Raw genomic sequence first — 14,325 nt, forward strand, 5'->3', positions numbered from 1 at the left:
TTTTCATGTAAACGAAATGAATGAAATTTATGTCAAATTTGAATGCTTTTAAATTACTTCTGTTTCTAAAGGTAATAAAATAGTAAAGGTTGATCCTTTATTAGGCTCGCTCTCGATAAATACCTTCCCATTATGGCTTTCTATAATTTGAAAGCTGACCATTAATCCTAGACCATTCCCGTTTTCCTTGGTTGTAAAGAATGGTTCTCCAATATTTTTCAGGTTATCCTCTGAAATCCCTACACCAGTATCGTGAACGGAGATTTTCACCTGATTTTTTTGCATATTTACTTTTACTGTCAGTTCACCACCATGAGGCATTGCTTCCAACCCATTTTTGATTAAATTTATAAATACTTGCTTTAGCCTGTCTTCATCACATTCAATTTGGATCATATCTTTCTCCGCTTCAAAAATGATCTTTACATGCCTTCTTTTTGCCTCGAATTCAAGTAATGAAATCACATTATGAATCATAGGAATGATATTTTTTTCTTCTAAAAGGGCTGCCTTTGGCTTTGCGAGTACCATAAAATCCTCAACAATGTGATTGACTCGATCAATTTCGTCTAAAATGATCTCTACAAATTCCTTCTTCTGTATATCTGCTATATTCTCATGTAAATATTCGGCATATCCCTTCATCGAAGTTAGTGGATTGCGAATTTCATGTGCAACCCCCGCTGCTAATTGGCCCACTGCTGCAAGCTTATCTTGTCTATGTAGGATAGACTCTGTTTTCTTTTTCTCAGTAATATCACTTCGAATCGATAAGTGTTGATATGGTTTTCCATCCTCGTCCAAAAATGGCACGATGGTTGTATCTACCCAGTAATAGTGACCATCCTTTGCACGATTACGAATTTCCCCCTTCCAAACCCTACCTTGACCAATCGTTTTCCAAAGTTCCTTAAAAAAGGCCTTTGAATGAAAGCCGGAATTAAGAATGCTGTGGTTTTTTCCAATTAATTCCTCGCGAGTATACCCAGATATTTCACAAAACTTATCATTCACACTCGTAATCATTCCCTTTGCATCTGTGAAAGCAACAATAGCAGATTGGTCTAAGGCAAATTTGATATCTTTTAAATACCTATTAGAAGCAATCCAGCGCTTACTGATTAGCGTACTCGAAACGATTAACCCTGCCACAATAAGGAGAGAAAGCAAAAGAACAAGGTAAACAATTTGGGTTGCCTGTGACTGCTGTAATTCATCTCTTGTGAAAAAAGTTGATGACTTAATCAATAAGAAATGAGCCTCAATAATAGAACCAGTTCCAATAATGGCACTTACTGGTTTCAGCCACATTTGATAAGTGTATAAAAAGCTTTTTGAATGAAATAGCATCCATACGACGAATAAAAATGAACAAAATATTAATATCCCACCAATTAATAACAGAACTGGTTGAAATTTGATATGAACATTCATTGCATACATTCCAAAGAAATAGATGAAAAAAACAGCTAAGGTCATAAAGCTGCTTGCAATAATCATATGCAATATTTTTACCCTACGATTGATAACTGAATAAAAGGCAAGGCTTATAAATAAAATGCCTATTAAGACAGAGAGAATGATAATTGGGATGTTATAGGTAATGGAATCATTATTTTCAAGGGCTAAGACACCAATAAAGTTCATGACAGAGATTCCTATCCCTAGCGAAAATGAGCCTCCTAAAAACAAAAAGCGTTTATTTCTTTCGGATGAATCAATTAATGTAAATAAATCTATTGCAGTGAATAAAGAAATAAAAGTAATGATAATCGCAGTAATTAATAAGATTGGATCGTATGAAAAAAATATTTCATTCACATTTTTCACCTCAATGGCACGTTAGTTACTACTATGATTGTAATGGAAACCAATAAAACATGGAAGAAAAACTTTATCGAGATAATATAGTAAAATATAATAATGGCTCCATATTCAATATCTACTCTAATTTTCCCTCTAATCCTGTCTAAACTTTTAGAAAATTTTATAAAAAAGCCTACACAAAAGATAAAATTTTGTGTATACTGTACTACAACAGAAAGGAATACTATTAACTGTATTATAAAAAGGGGGATTTCAAATGATTCAAAGTCCAGTTGAGTTTTTCCGTACACTGCCTAAAAAGGTTTGTCCAGAGTGTGGTCAACAAATTGAAGAACAAGCAGAGTCTTACCTATTAGAATGTGATCATTGCCTTTCAAAAAAATCTGAGTAATGGACGGAAAAAGTGTATTCAGAATATAAAATGAGCCCTATTCTTATAAGAATGGGCTCATACTTTTTTTATTATGCTAACCTTTCTTCTTTTTCTTTCCCACTGTTTTTTAAAGATGGTTTTGCTACTTGGCGATAAAACATGATTCCACTTGCAATCAATAAAACACCAAATATAAACAGCTTTATATCGGCTGTTCCTGCATAGATGACCCAAACAGAATAAATAGTAGCAATAGCTGCAATTATCCCATCCATTCTTCTTGCTCGAATGCTTCCATTGTATGTTTCTCCTGTTAAGACAAGCTTTAGTTGGAACACCGACGAGATGAAATAAGGAACGAGATAGGATAGTGTTGCAATATAAATGACAAAATCAAAAGCTTGTGAGATTGAATTAGAGATAGTCGAGAATATAAACAACTGTCCAAACATGTTGGTAGTAATTAAAGCAAATGCAGGGATACCCTTTTTATTTTCACAACCGAATTTTGGAATAAACAGTCCATGTTTGGCTGCTTGATATGGGATTTCAGCTGTTAACATCACCCAGCCTAAGCAAGAGCCAAATAAGCTAATTAATCCAAGACCTGCTAATAATTTTGCACCAATTGGACCTAACACCACTTCAATTGCGTCGATTAAAGGTTTTTCAGATGAAATTAATTGCTCTTGAGTTAACATCCCCATAACAAGAGTACTAATTCCCATGTAGATTGCTAAAGCAATAAATAGCCCTAAAATAGAGGCCCTTTTTACATCGATTACCTTTTTAGCACGAGGTGCAAATACAACAGCTGATTCAACTCCGACAAAAGCCCAAAGTGTGGTAATTGCAGCTTTGTTGATCTGTCCGAAAAATCCAAGAGTATTCCCGGCTTCATCGACCCTTGGTGCTACAAAAGGTAAAATAATCGTCTTTTGGAATGCAAAAAGTCCAATAATAATAAATAGTAGGAAGCCAATTACTTTTGCTGCAGTCGCAGCGAAATTTAGTTTACCTGCACCTTCCATTCCTTTTAAAACAATAAAGGTTGTTCCCCACAATAATAGAGTACATACAGCAAAAGTTAATGCATTTCCGACCTTTAAAGTAAATGATCCAATTGAAAATAATACAGCCGTGCTTGTCAAAATAGGGAAAAATGTTGATAAATACCCAGCAAAGGTTGTAATAATGGCGATATTTCCGGCTAGGTTTCCTATCCAGTAACCCCATGAAGCCATAAATCCTGAGAGAATGGAAGCTTTGGAGCCTGCTTTAAATAGTTCCTTTGCATATATTTGTGGTCCACCAGAAAGCTCGGGTTTCCGAATAGCTAAATTTCCAAATACTAATACAGTGAACAGTACACCTAACCCAGTTAACAGCCAAGCCCCAATTACTCCAGCAGGACTTGCAACTTCAGATAACGATCTCGGCAACATAAAGATTCCAGATCCAACCATATTCCCTACAACAAGAGCAGTTAAGATCCAAAATCCAAATTTTTTATTTTGACCCATTATCAGTATCTCCTCTCGATTATCCCTCGAGCCCATATTATAGATATTATCCAGTGTTTATTTAGACATAAAAAAAACACACGATACGTGTGCTATTCGCAGCCGCATCAGGAAAAATGGATAGTTCAACATAGCATTAGCTATGACAGTCCTGTTCCTATTCGGAGACAGTCCCAGCTACCAAAACCAGAGAATTTTTAGCGCTTCGGCAATGTTTCCTTTTTGTTAAAATCTCTGAGTTCCCTGCCTCTCATTTAACATACTAATAAACACCGCAACCTCTACCTCACCTTGAGCTGATGAGGAAATAATAATTAAGTTATGTCAATAAGGGTACTAGAAGGAGAACTTGAAGTCAATTTATAAAAGTATTCTAATAAAGTAAAATAGATTGAAAAATGGATGCAAATCACATAAAAATTGCCTACATGAGAGGTGAAAAATAAGGAATGATACTAGTATGGAAGAATTAAGAGGTGAATGAAGTGGATGTAGATAAAAACGAAGAAAGCTATTTAACAAACGCGCCTAAAGAACAAAAGATGACCATTAAGACCGATCAAGCCTTCCCTAATTTAAAAAGAGTTCACGGGGATTCGATAGCAGAGCACAAACATCTTGAAGAGGGAAACGCCATAATTGCTCAAAAGGAACTGGGCCAGCAAAATGAAAACAACGCTTTGTAAACCAATATAAAACACAAATAACCCACTTAAACAGCATTGGTTTAAGTGGGTCAATTCACTAGAGATGAATGACTCAAATCTTCGGAAGCTCACGAATTTCCATGGAAGTTTCATTTCCACACAAAGGACATTTCAAATCATTGGAGGCAAATTCTTTTCTCATCCACCCATTACAATTGTCATCCATGCATGAGTATACTTCAACATCCGTCATCACCATTTCAGGTTTATCATCCTGCCCTTTTTTATTAAAAAAAATCGGTAACGCCCCCTTAATATCCATATAAAAAACTATTAGTTCGTTTTATACAAGTATTGACCAAAAAAAGGAAGTTCATTACTTATTGTACCAATTTTTATTATATTCATGTAATAGAAATTTCAGAACAAATTTTCTATCTTAGAAGAAAACAAATGAAAAAGAAGCTTGTCAATAGACTGCTTCTTTGAACTAATTTCGTAAATCAGACCTCTTTCCTAAATCGGGTTCTCCTGGAGTTTGATTACCTGTAGTTGCTGTGTATCCTACCCGGTAGCTCGCTGTTCTTTTTTCCCTTAATGCTTTAGGCATTTTATATTGACTCATGTCATCTTGAGCTTCTTTTGGAGCCATAAAAATCCCTCCTTTTTTCTCACAACCAATTCATGAATAAGAATGAGCTTCTTCAGACTATTTATTCATCGTATCCTTTTCTAGGTATTTCAATATCTTCCCCACTAACATCGTCCAAAACGGCGTGAATTTCTCCTTCAGTGAAGGTATCGCTTACTTGTTCATGAGTTGTTGCTAACCCAGAGGAAACCTGATCTTTTTTTTGATAGTCTTCTGGCTCATATACTCGATCGGCAATACCTGCTTGCTCATTTTGGTTCCTTTCTTTCATATAGAACAGCCCCTTTCAAAAGGTATAGGGTTATTTTATACAAAAGTTTAAAAAACATACTAAAAAATGGTGCCAGGCACCTTGGATGCCAAGCACCATATGAAAAATCCTAATAAGGCTTAGAGCCAAGCTGCTCCAACAATGATTAAAAGGATAAATAGAACGACGATTAATACAAAACCACCGCCATGACCATACCCTCCAAAGCCATAACCACATCCATATCCGTATCCACCAAATGGCATAACCGCACATCCTTTCGTCAGATTAAAATCCCCAACCTACATATGCTGAACCCACAATAATTAAAAGAATAAACAATACTACAATTAAGGCGAAGCCTCCGCCGTAACCAGCGCCTGCACTCATGTTATCCACCTCCCATGACATCTACCGGTATTTTATGTACTAGGCAAGAAATTGGTATAGGCGCATATCACATTTAATGTAAATATACTGTAATGAAAAAATTTCATACGAAGGAGCCAGTCAACGCGTGAATAAATCCAATAACATTTGTTACTAATGATTCTAGATGCTGATATCTTTATTATGGCAAGCACCTTATATTGAAAGTCCATTGGATATTTTATAGCTCAGCGTGTTTATAGAGAATAATTCATTTTCGTCTATCAATATTCGCAAATTACTAATAATACCTAATAATCTAATTAGTTTGAAAAAAACTGTATCAAGTCTATATCTTTTAATGAGAACTACGATGATGACAGGAACAATATTGGTTCCTATAATTTACATTTTTTTCATCATGTCGAAAATAGCTGTCAACTATTGTCAGAATATTTATTCTATTTTTCATTGATTACCAGTTTTTATAAATGTTAGGATAAAAATGTAACTTACCTACAGGTTTTTTTATGCTTCAACTGTTTTATGTTACATATAAAACTATTTTAGGAGGAATTAGATGAGCCGATTAACAGTTAATATGAGTGAGAGATTAGAAAAGTTTTTAACTGGTAAAAAGAAGCTTTATATCAATGGGGAATTTGTTGAAAGTGCTTCACAGAAAACGTTCGAATCATATAATCCTGCCACAGGGGAAGTATTAGCTGTTGTATATGAATCTGGTGCTGAAGATATTGATAAGGCTGCAAGAGCTGCAAGAAAGGCCTTTGATGAAGGCCCTTGGTCAAAAATGGGTTCTGCTGAGAGAAGCCGCTTACTATATAAACTAGCAGACTTAATGGAAGAAAATAAAGAAGAATTAGCTCTTTTAGAGACCTTAGATAACGGGAAGCCCATTCGCGAAACAACGGCTGCGGACGTTCCACTTGCAATTGAACATATGCGTTATTATGCTGGCTGGTCTACTAAAATAGTAGGTCAAACGATTCCTGTAAACGGACCATACTTTAATTATACTAGACACGAGGCTGTTGGAGTTGTTGGTCAAATCATTCCATGGAATTTCCCTTTATTAATGGCCATGTGGAAACTTGGTGCAGCACTTGCTACAGGTTGTACTATTGTATTAAAACCTGCAGAGCAAACACCACTATCTGCCCTTTATCTTGCAGAATTAATTGAAGAGGCAGGTTTCCCAGCTGGAGTAATTAATGTTGTTCCTGGCTTTGGTGAGACAGCAGGTCAACCACTCGTTGATCACCCACTCGTTGATAAAATTGCTTTTACTGGTTCAACTGAAGTAGGTAAGTTAATTATGGAAAGAGCTTCTAAAACATTAAAACGAGTGACTCTCGAATTAGGCGGAAAGTCACCGAATATCATCCTTCCTGATGCAGATTTGACTAAAGCCATTCCTGGTGCGTTAAATGGAGTAATGTTTAATCAAGGTCAAGTTTGCTGTGCTGGTTCCCGCGTATTTATTCAAAAGAAACAATTCGATAATGTTGTTGCTGATATGGTTAGCCATGCGAAAAATATTAAGCAAGGTGCTGGAGTTCAACCAGATACACAAATTGGTCCATTAGTATCAACAGAGCAACAAAATAGGGTGTTAGGTTATATTGAAAAAGGAATTGAAGAAGGAGCAGAGCTCCTCATTGGAGGGATTAAGCCTCGTGAGGAAGGCTATTTTGTCTCCCCTACTATTTTCGCTAATGTACGTGATGAAATGACCATCGCTAAGGAAGAAATCTTTGGCCCTGTCATATCCGCTCTACCATATGAAGATTTAGATGAGCTGATCGCCCGTGCTAATAATTCCCAATATGGTCTTGCAGCAGGAGTATGGACTCAGGATGTAACAAAAGCACATTATATTGCTAACAACCTTCGGGCAGGAACTGTCTGGGTTAACTGTTACAATGCTTTTGATGCTGCTTCTCCATTTGGAGGCTATAAGCAATCCGGTATAGGGCGGGAAATGGGATCTTATGCCTTAAATAATTATACTGAAGTTAAAAGCGTGTGGATTGCAACTAACTAAAGAGTAATATTTATTGAAAGGCGGGAACTATCTTAAAGTTCTCGCTTTTTTAACTATTTGCAGCTTTGTTCACATAATGTCCATATGATTTTCTCCTCTTATTATTTATCTTTAAGGTATGGGAGGGAACTGTATGAACACGAAAAAAATATATATCATAAGCTCCATAATTGTTGCAATCGGGATTGCTGCAGGTATTTCTTTCTTTCTTATTAGAGACCAGATGGCCAAAATACCTGATGATATTAAACTAGTAACACAGAATGATGAAGTATATGATTTCGCTAAATCAGATAAAAAACTAAAGCTTGTTGAATTTGCCTACACCTATTGCCCAGAAATATGTCCTACCACAACTCAAAAAATGAATCTACTAAAAAATGATTTAGAAAAAGCTGGAGTCTATGGTAAGAAGATTCAATTCCTTACCGTCTCAATCGACCCATACCGCGACACTCCTGAAGAATTAAGAAAATATATGAAGAATTATAATATTGAAGATGATGGAAACTGGATTCTTTTAACTGGGGACAGAGATCACATTAGAAGAGATATTAAGCAAATACGAAGAGTTGGAGAACCCTTTCAATTCCAATTTCGTGACCCTGGTGATGGATTTTATATTCATACGACTTTCGTCTATCTAGTCGATGAAGAGAATAAATATATTAAGAAATTCCCAATGGGTGATGATTTTGATAAAAAAGAAGTTTATGAAAAGATAATGGATAAAATTGATTAAAAAAAATGTGAAAGAGCTTTGATGCTCTTTCACATTTTTTTTAATTAGCTGACGATGATAAATTCTGAGGTCTATGAAGAACTTGTAGTATATTTGATTTTGGTTTTGTAAAGCCTATTTTTATTCCTGACTTTTTTAAACTGTTTACTAAATCAACGAGCTGTTTTTTTGGCATATAAATGACTCCTTTATTGAACAAACTCTTCTATTTCAGTCTATTGTACATCATAATTATTAAAAAACTATGAACAAATGAAAATTTTCATTAATATGTTTTTACAAAAACATTAATTATTCGACTTATCCTGTCAGAATTCGATAATTTGGTTCGTAAATAACAAATTATTTTGTAAAATTATGATAGAAAAATAGTATTATGGTTCTAATAATAGAGTCTCCCCTGCTTTTTTCTTCAAGCTTGTTTCATGATAGTTTCCTGTTGCCCAATCCTCGATTTGATTATGATACCATTTACTCTTTAGATGACCAGCTTGACCAGGTCCTACGATATGATATCCACTGTTCATGTCCCTTGTATCAATAACAAATCTCCATGAGCCCCCATGATTAACAGTTCCATCTTCTTTATTTGCGGCAGCTTGAACAGTAACACTAGATCCCCCAACCGGGATTTTGCCATCACGATTAAATAAATAATTTAATGGTTTTACACTTGAGAGAGGATGGGCAAAATATAGCTGATGATATTTGCCCCATTCCCAATCTTCAACATCTTTCCCCTGCTTAGATTCGATTTCTTTTAATGCCAGACTTAATGATTTTTCTAAAACCTCCTTAAGACCTCCATTTTCTACCATCCACGGTCCCGGATTCCCTTCTGACGCTCTTCTAATTAGCTCGTCAATAGCCTGCTTTTGACCACCGAATTTGTCTAACATCTTTTCTGGAATTTCCTTATGGAATAAAACAACAGGGATCTTTTTCATCCATGTATTAAAAATAAAAGGTGCGGCTGACTTTTCTTCATCAACAAAATTCCAATCCTTTAATTGTTCAAGAGCTTCAACTAGCCTTTTATCCTTATTGTCGTTTAATTCTTTTAGAAATAACGGTACAAATTCCCTTGCTTGTAGGTTCATTTTATCCATTTGCAATTCCTGCATATCCTTTATAGTTAACTTGTTTTTAGCCTTTAGTACTTCCTGAATTCTCATTTGTCGATAAGGCTGGGCCCAGTTATGACTAATATGGTATGGATACTTATCACTGATTACTTTGTTGTTTGCTGTGGAGATAAATCCTTCATCAGGATTCACTGTTTTTGGTAACTCATCAAACGGGATATAACCAACCCATCCATATTCATCTGTCCAACCTGGAACAGGAAGAAGCCCATCCCCTTTTTTTCGAATTGGAATTTTTCCGTTGGCTTTATAAGCAATGGTTCCATCATTTGATGCAAAGACGAAGTTCTGTGTAGGAGTTTCAAAGTTTTCCAAAGCCTTTTCAAACTCATTCCAATTCGTCGCTTTATTCATATTAAGTACGGCCTCTAATTCTTTGGATGGATGAAGAGCTGTCCACTGTAATGATAAAACCGTATTTTTTCCGCTATCAGCAGCAAATTCTGAGATGACTGGACCGTGTCGAGTGACAGTCACTTCATAATCAATAGGTTTTTTGTCTTTTACTTTTATAGGTTCCTTTATTATCCTTGCTTTTTCCCATTTGTCGTTATAAAGAAATTCGTCTTTATTTTCTGGGTTTCTTTTTTCAATATATAAATCCTGTACATCTGGACCGGTATTGGTAACTCCCCATGCGATATGCTCGTTATGGCCTAATATGATTCCTGGAATTCCCGCAAAAATTACACCGCTCACATTAACAGAAGGTGCTTCCAAATGCATTTGATACCATATGGATGGTGATCCTAATGATAAATGCGGATCATCTGCCAGTATCGGCTTCCCTGATTGGGTTTTTGAGCCACTTACTACCCAGTTATTGCTGCCATTGAACTCATGAGGAACTACTGCTGAGGCGAGGGTTTTTTCCAAATCTAAATTTTCCTTACCGATAATATAAGGTGCATCCTTTGGATAGGACGGAAATAAATCATAGGCTTTATCCTCTGAAAGATTTTGCATCAAATAATAACGAAAAGCTTGATCCTCCCAATGCCCGCCTAGGTCAAATGCCATGTACTTTCCAATGGTTAAAGAGTCAATGGGAGTCCATTTTTCAGGTTTGTACCCCAGCAATTTAAATTCGATTGGCCAACGCCCATTATCTTTCAGCTCATCGATATAAGCATTCACGCCTTCTGCAAACCAAATTAATGAATCTCTTGCCTGACCCTTGTATTGTTCATAAGAGAGTTCTGCTGCTCTTCTCAATCCGAGTGTTCGAAAATATTTATCGTTCTCTAAAGTGGCTTCCCCAATAACCTCACTTAACCGACCTGACGCTTGTCTTCTGCTCAGATCCATTTGAAATAATCGATCTTGAGCTTGAACGTAGCCTTGTGCAATAAAAAGGTCACGTTCAGTTGCTGCATTAATATGAGGAACCCCCTCCTCATCCCTTATTACCTCTACTCTTTCCTCTAAACCTTGGAGTTTAATTTCTCCCTCTGTTATAGGTAATGAGCGAGATATATAGGCATTGATTCCGATAAATGCAGTTAATCCAATAATAAGCAAAATGGAAATGGTCCATAATAAGACTTTTTTCCATTTTGCCATTCTTTTCACTTGCTTTTGAGTCATTGTCTCCATTTTTATACCCCCTCATAGTAATAATTCGTTTCCAAACCTGTAATAACCTTCCATTCCCAAAAAAATTCATATTTGGTTATAGATGGGACAAATAGTCTATTATCGAAAAGACTCCCTTTCAGCTTATTAGGATGTTATAATAAAAAAGATATTGTTTTTTTGGAGGATGTATGAATGATTACTGTAAATGATGTAAGCTTACGTTATGGTGACCGCAAGCTTTTTGAAGATGTAAATATTAAATTTACCCCCGGCAACTGTTATGGTTTAATTGGGGCAAATGGTGCTGGAAAATCCACATTTATAAAAATTCTCTCAGGTGAAATTGAACCGCAAACAGGAAATGTTCATTTAGGACCTGGAGAAAGACTTGCTGTTCTAAAACAAAACCACTTCGAATATGAGGAAGAGGAAGTATTAAAGGTTGTAATCATGGGGCATACAAGATTGTATGAAGTTATGCTAGAAAAAGATGCGATTTATATGAAGGCAGATTTCACAGATGAAGATGGAATGAGGGCTGCTGAACTTGAAGGTGAATTTGCCGAATTAAACGGATGGGAAGCTGAATCAGAAGCAGCCATTTTATTAAAAGGCTTAGGGATTGGCGAAGAGCTTCATACGAAGAAAATGGCTGATATTTCTGGTGCTGAAAAGGTAAAGGTTCTCCTTGCACAAGCTTTATTTGGAAAGCCTGATGTTTTACTACTAGATGAGCCGACTAACCACTTGGATATTAAGGCCATCGGCTGGCTTGAGGAGTTTTTAATTAACTTTGAAAATACCGTTATTGTTGTCTCCCATGACCGGCATTTCTTAAATAAGGTATGTACTCATATTGCCGATTTAGACTTTGGGAAGATTCAAATCTATGTTGGTAACTATGACTTCTGGTATGAATCAAGTCAATTAGCATTGAAAATGGCTCAGGATGCAAATAAGAAAAAGGAAGAAAAAATCAAAGAACTGCAAAGCTTCATTGCCCGCTTTAGCGCCAATGCTTCTAAGTCTAAGCAAGCCACTTCTCGGAAAAAACTACTAGACAAAATTTCCTTAGACGATATAAAGCCTTCCTCTCGTCGTTACCCATATGTCGGATTCACACCAGACCGTGAAATCGGAAATGACTTACTTCGAGTAGAGGGATTAACGAAAACCATTGATGGGGAAAAGGTCCTTGATAATATAAGCTTTGTCATGAACAAGGAGGATAAAATTGCTTTTGTTGGAACTAATGAATTAGCTAAAACTACTTTATTTAAGATTCTCATGGGAGAATTGGAAGCAGACAGCGGAAGCTTTAAATGGGGAGTAACCACCTCTCAAGCCTATTTCCCTAAGGATAACTCCAGCTTCTTCGAGAACTGTGACTTGAGCTTAGTCGATTGGCTCCGTCAATTCTCTCCAAAAGATGATAGTGAAAGCTTCTTACGTGGATTTTTAGGCAGAATGCTATTCTCTGGTGAGGAAGTATTAAAGAAAGCAAGTGTTCTTTCTGGTGGCGAAAAGGTTCGATGCATGCTTTCCAAAATGATGCTGAGTGGAGCAAATGTCTTACTCTTGGATGAACCGACAAACCATTTAGATTTGGAATCAATTACTGCCTTGAATAATGGTCTGATTAATTATAAAGGCTCATTGATGTTTTCATCCCATGACCATCAATTTATCGAAACCATAGCAAATCGGATCATGGAACTTACTCCTAAAGGTCTGGTTGATAAGACAATGACTTACGATGAATATTTAGAAAATGAAGATTTGCAAAAACAGATTACTGAAATGTATGCATAATAAAAAAGAAGGAAACGAAATTTGTTTCCTTCTTTTTTATTAATAATCCTGCTTTTTCTTCTTCTTTCTTGCTGAAGATTTGCTTACTCCATCAAATTCCCTATTTGTTGTCCCCTGACCTTCTACTTGGGAAGAATTCAATCCTATGGTTGAAGGATCATGTTTCCGTTTTCCCATTTCTACACCTCCATCATTAACTTTTCATTCAAGAGGAGCTTTTATACTAGAGGAATAAAAATGTTGCAAAAACACATGCTATTCTTGGAGGAGGTGTTAGTATGGCAAGAATTGGTGTTGAACAATCACTTACAAACATTCAAGAGGCACTCCGACAAAAAGGACATGAGGTCGTAGAGTTAAAACAGGAGCAAGATGCTAGTGGGTGTGACTTTTGTGTCATAACTGGGATTGACTCTAATGTCATGGGAATGCAAAATGTTTCCACTACAGCATCTGTAATTGAGGCGAATGGTCTTTCTGCAGACGAAGTGTGCCAGCAAGTAGAGAATAAATTAAGTTAAAACTCCTGCTGACTCAAAAAATGAGGTTAATCCCACCCCGTTCAATCATCACCGGGCTAGTAGGATAACCTCATATGAGTCGGCCATTATAGCTTTAATGATATATTTTTCCCCTTTGATATAACCTTTTTTGCTTCATCCAATGCATCACTAGTTATAATCTTTACTTCATTTACATCTTCCCAATTAACTATAAAGCCAATATTTCCACTTCTCACTTCTCCACCATTAATAACTCCATTCAGTTCTTCTAGGTAGACATCGTCCAGCCAGCTCTTCTTCTCATTCCCAATGGATAAATATGCTAAGGGATTGAACATAACGGGATGATCACTTGTATTTTGAAGTTCAACCTTTACCTTTAAAAGATCAAACTCCTCATCATGGGTATAAAAATGGAAAAAGTCGATTAGACTATAATCTGGTCTATAGTTCATCATCTTTATCTCTTTTATTTCTAATTTTATTGGGCCAATTTTCTCGATAATATTCGAATCGTTCATTGCCCTTAAAGTGAGTTTTCCTTTTGAATCAGTGATTGAAGTACCAACCTTTTGTAATAATTGATCATCTGAAACTTGTGGACTAGGCGCATGTGCTCCAAAATTAAGTTTCATATTCTCAGAGCTGTTTTTTAAAGCTGTTTGCCCCTCTTCTTCACCCTGTTCACTTTTAACCTGAGTCGCTTCATTTTGAAAAATCTTCTTTTCTTTTTTTGCAGAGCAAGCTGTTAGTAAACTTATAATACATAATAAAAATATTATTTTTTTCATATAATTAACCTCCAAAAGAATATGAAAGAAACCTTCAAAGCGGCCATA

At 36.0% G+C, this 14,325-nt stretch carries 16 protein-coding genes and 1 riboswitch; of the genes, 6 read left to right on the top strand and 10 right to left on the bottom strand.

Annotated features, from left to right (window positions below):
• Positions 1–48 precede the first annotated feature (48 nt).
• Entirely contained in the window at positions 49–1,821 is a 1,773-nt protein-coding gene (locus BQ6100_RS11045; protein WP_075981685.1) for an ATP-binding protein, read from the bottom strand.
• Positions 1,822–2,083: 262 nt separating this feature from the next.
• Between BQ6100_RS11045 and yhfH the strand changes: the two genes are divergently transcribed.
• On the top strand, positions 2,084–2,218 hold the full coding sequence (gene yhfH, locus BQ6100_RS11050) for a protein YhfH (RefSeq protein WP_075981686.1): 135 nt from the start codon (positions 2,084–2,086) through the stop codon (positions 2,216–2,218).
• A gap of 71 nt (positions 2,219–2,289) precedes the next feature.
• On the opposite strand, the gene BQ6100_RS11055 is transcribed toward yhfH, so the two are convergent.
• Complete coding sequence (locus BQ6100_RS11055) at positions 2,290–3,723, bottom strand: amino acid permease (RefSeq protein ID WP_075981687.1); 1,434 nt, start codon at positions 3,721–3,723, stop codon at positions 2,290–2,292.
• Between the two features lie 113 nt (positions 3,724–3,836).
• Positions 3,837–4,015, bottom strand: a riboswitch (Lysine riboswitch).
• A gap of 193 nt (positions 4,016–4,208) precedes the next feature.
• Between BQ6100_RS11055 and BQ6100_RS11060 the strand changes: the two genes are divergently transcribed.
• Positions 4,209–4,409, top strand: coding sequence for a hypothetical protein (locus tag BQ6100_RS11060; RefSeq protein WP_075981688.1), 201 nt, complete (start codon positions 4,209–4,211; stop codon positions 4,407–4,409).
• Between the two features lie 73 nt (positions 4,410–4,482).
• Here BQ6100_RS11060 and BQ6100_RS11065 read toward each other — a convergent pair whose 3' ends face one another.
• From BQ6100_RS11065 to BQ6100_RS11080, 5 genes are all read right to left on the bottom strand, one after another.
• Positions 4,483–4,692, bottom strand: coding sequence for a cold-inducible protein YdjO-related protein (locus BQ6100_RS11065; RefSeq protein WP_084780340.1), 210 nt, complete (start codon positions 4,690–4,692; stop codon positions 4,483–4,485).
• Positions 4,693–4,860: 168 nt separating this feature from the next.
• On the bottom strand, positions 4,861–5,022 hold the full coding sequence (locus BQ6100_RS21460; protein ID WP_173719833.1) for a hypothetical protein: 162 nt from the start codon (positions 5,020–5,022) through the stop codon (positions 4,861–4,863).
• A 61-nt stretch (positions 5,023–5,083) separates the two neighbouring features.
• On the bottom strand, positions 5,084–5,293 hold the full coding sequence (locus BQ6100_RS11070; protein ID WP_075981689.1) for a YozQ family protein: 210 nt from the start codon (positions 5,291–5,293) through the stop codon (positions 5,084–5,086).
• Positions 5,294–5,412: 119 nt separating this feature from the next.
• Positions 5,413–5,538, bottom strand: a complete 126-nt coding sequence (locus BQ6100_RS11075) for a YjcZ family sporulation protein (protein ID WP_075981690.1) — start codon at positions 5,536–5,538, stop codon at positions 5,413–5,415.
• A gap of 22 nt (positions 5,539–5,560) precedes the next feature.
• Entirely contained in the window at positions 5,561–5,662 is a 102-nt protein-coding gene (locus BQ6100_RS11080) for a YjcZ family sporulation protein (RefSeq protein ID WP_075981691.1), read from the bottom strand.
• Between the two features lie 559 nt (positions 5,663–6,221).
• Between BQ6100_RS11080 and BQ6100_RS11085 the strand changes: the two genes are divergently transcribed.
• Together BQ6100_RS11085 and BQ6100_RS11090 are read left to right on the top strand one after the other, a co-directional pair.
• Positions 6,222–7,706, top strand: coding sequence for an aldehyde dehydrogenase family protein (locus BQ6100_RS11085; RefSeq protein WP_075981692.1), 1,485 nt, complete (start codon positions 6,222–6,224; stop codon positions 7,704–7,706).
• Between the two features lie 133 nt (positions 7,707–7,839).
• The gene (locus BQ6100_RS11090; protein WP_075981693.1) at positions 7,840–8,448 is read left to right on the top strand and encodes an SCO family protein; all 609 of its coding nucleotides are present in this window, start codon (positions 7,840–7,842) and stop codon (positions 8,446–8,448) included.
• Between the two features lie 374 nt (positions 8,449–8,822).
• Here the strand turns inward: BQ6100_RS11090 and BQ6100_RS11095 are convergent, their stop codons facing one another.
• Entirely contained in the window at positions 8,823–11,189 is a 2,367-nt protein-coding gene (locus tag BQ6100_RS11095) for a penicillin acylase family protein (RefSeq protein WP_075981694.1), read from the bottom strand.
• A gap of 174 nt (positions 11,190–11,363) precedes the next feature.
• Between BQ6100_RS11095 and BQ6100_RS11100 the strand changes: the two genes are divergently transcribed.
• The gene (locus tag BQ6100_RS11100; protein ID WP_075981695.1) at positions 11,364–12,983 is read left to right on the top strand and encodes an ABC-F family ATP-binding cassette domain-containing protein; all 1,620 of its coding nucleotides are present in this window, start codon (positions 11,364–11,366) and stop codon (positions 12,981–12,983) included.
• A gap of 39 nt (positions 12,984–13,022) precedes the next feature.
• Here the strand turns inward: BQ6100_RS11100 and BQ6100_RS20960 are convergent, their stop codons facing one another.
• Positions 13,023–13,160, bottom strand: coding sequence for a YuzL family protein (locus BQ6100_RS20960; RefSeq protein WP_075981696.1), 138 nt, complete (start codon positions 13,158–13,160; stop codon positions 13,023–13,025).
• Between the two features lie 101 nt (positions 13,161–13,261).
• Here BQ6100_RS20960 and BQ6100_RS11110 point away from each other — a divergent pair, with 101 nt between their 5' ends.
• Positions 13,262–13,504: a YkuS family protein gene (locus BQ6100_RS11110; RefSeq protein WP_075981697.1), complete on the top strand. Its 243-nt coding sequence runs from the start codon at positions 13,262–13,264 to the stop codon at positions 13,502–13,504.
• An 86-nt stretch (positions 13,505–13,590) separates the two neighbouring features.
• Here BQ6100_RS11110 and BQ6100_RS11115 read toward each other — a convergent pair whose 3' ends face one another.
• The gene (locus BQ6100_RS11115; RefSeq protein WP_075981698.1) at positions 13,591–14,277 is read right to left on the bottom strand and encodes a membrane lipoprotein lipid attachment site-containing protein; all 687 of its coding nucleotides are present in this window, start codon (positions 14,275–14,277) and stop codon (positions 13,591–13,593) included.
• Between the last annotated feature and the right edge of the window lie 48 nt (positions 14,278–14,325).

The organism is Bacillus massilinigeriensis (assembly GCF_900117315.1).
Classification (GTDB): domain Bacteria; phylum Bacillota; class Bacilli; order Bacillales; family Cytobacillaceae; genus Bacillus_BE; species Bacillus_BE massilionigeriensis.

Coding starts and splice junctions, on each gene's coding strand:
- yhfH (WP_075981686.1), top strand. CDS start 2,084: ATGATTCAAAGTCCAGTTGAGTTTTTCCGTACACTGCCTAAAAAGGTT.
- BQ6100_RS11055 (WP_075981687.1), bottom strand. CDS start 3,723: ATGGGTCAAAATAAAAAATTTGGATTTTGGATCTTAACTGCTCTTGTT.
- BQ6100_RS11065 (WP_084780340.1), bottom strand. CDS start 4,692: ATGGATATTAAGGGGGCGTTACCGATTTTTTTTAATAAAAAAGGGCAG.
- BQ6100_RS21460 (WP_173719833.1), bottom strand. CDS start 5,022: ATGGCTCCAAAAGAAGCTCAAGATGACATGAGTCAATATAAAATGCCT.
- BQ6100_RS11070 (WP_075981689.1), bottom strand. CDS start 5,293: ATGAAAGAAAGGAACCAAAATGAGCAAGCAGGTATTGCCGATCGAGTA.
- BQ6100_RS11075 (WP_075981690.1), bottom strand. CDS start 5,538: ATGCCATTTGGTGGATACGGATATGGATGTGGTTATGGCTTTGGAGGG.
- BQ6100_RS11080 (WP_075981691.1), bottom strand. CDS start 5,662: ATGAGTGCAGGCGCTGGTTACGGCGGAGGCTTCGCCTTAATTGTAGTA.
- BQ6100_RS11085 (WP_075981692.1), top strand. CDS start 6,222: ATGAGCCGATTAACAGTTAATATGAGTGAGAGATTAGAAAAGTTTTTA.
- BQ6100_RS11090 (WP_075981693.1), top strand. CDS start 7,840: ATGAACACGAAAAAAATATATATCATAAGCTCCATAATTGTTGCAATC.
- BQ6100_RS11095 (WP_075981694.1), bottom strand. CDS start 11,189: ATGGAGACAATGACTCAAAAGCAAGTGAAAAGAATGGCAAAATGGAAA.
- BQ6100_RS11100 (WP_075981695.1), top strand. CDS start 11,364: ATGATTACTGTAAATGATGTAAGCTTACGTTATGGTGACCGCAAGCTT.
- BQ6100_RS20960 (WP_075981696.1), bottom strand. CDS start 13,160: ATGGGAAAACGGAAACATGATCCTTCAACCATAGGATTGAATTCTTCC.
- BQ6100_RS11110 (WP_075981697.1), top strand. CDS start 13,262: ATGGCAAGAATTGGTGTTGAACAATCACTTACAAACATTCAAGAGGCA.
- BQ6100_RS11115 (WP_075981698.1), bottom strand. CDS start 14,277: ATGAAAAAAATAATATTTTTATTATGTATTATAAGTTTACTAACAGCT.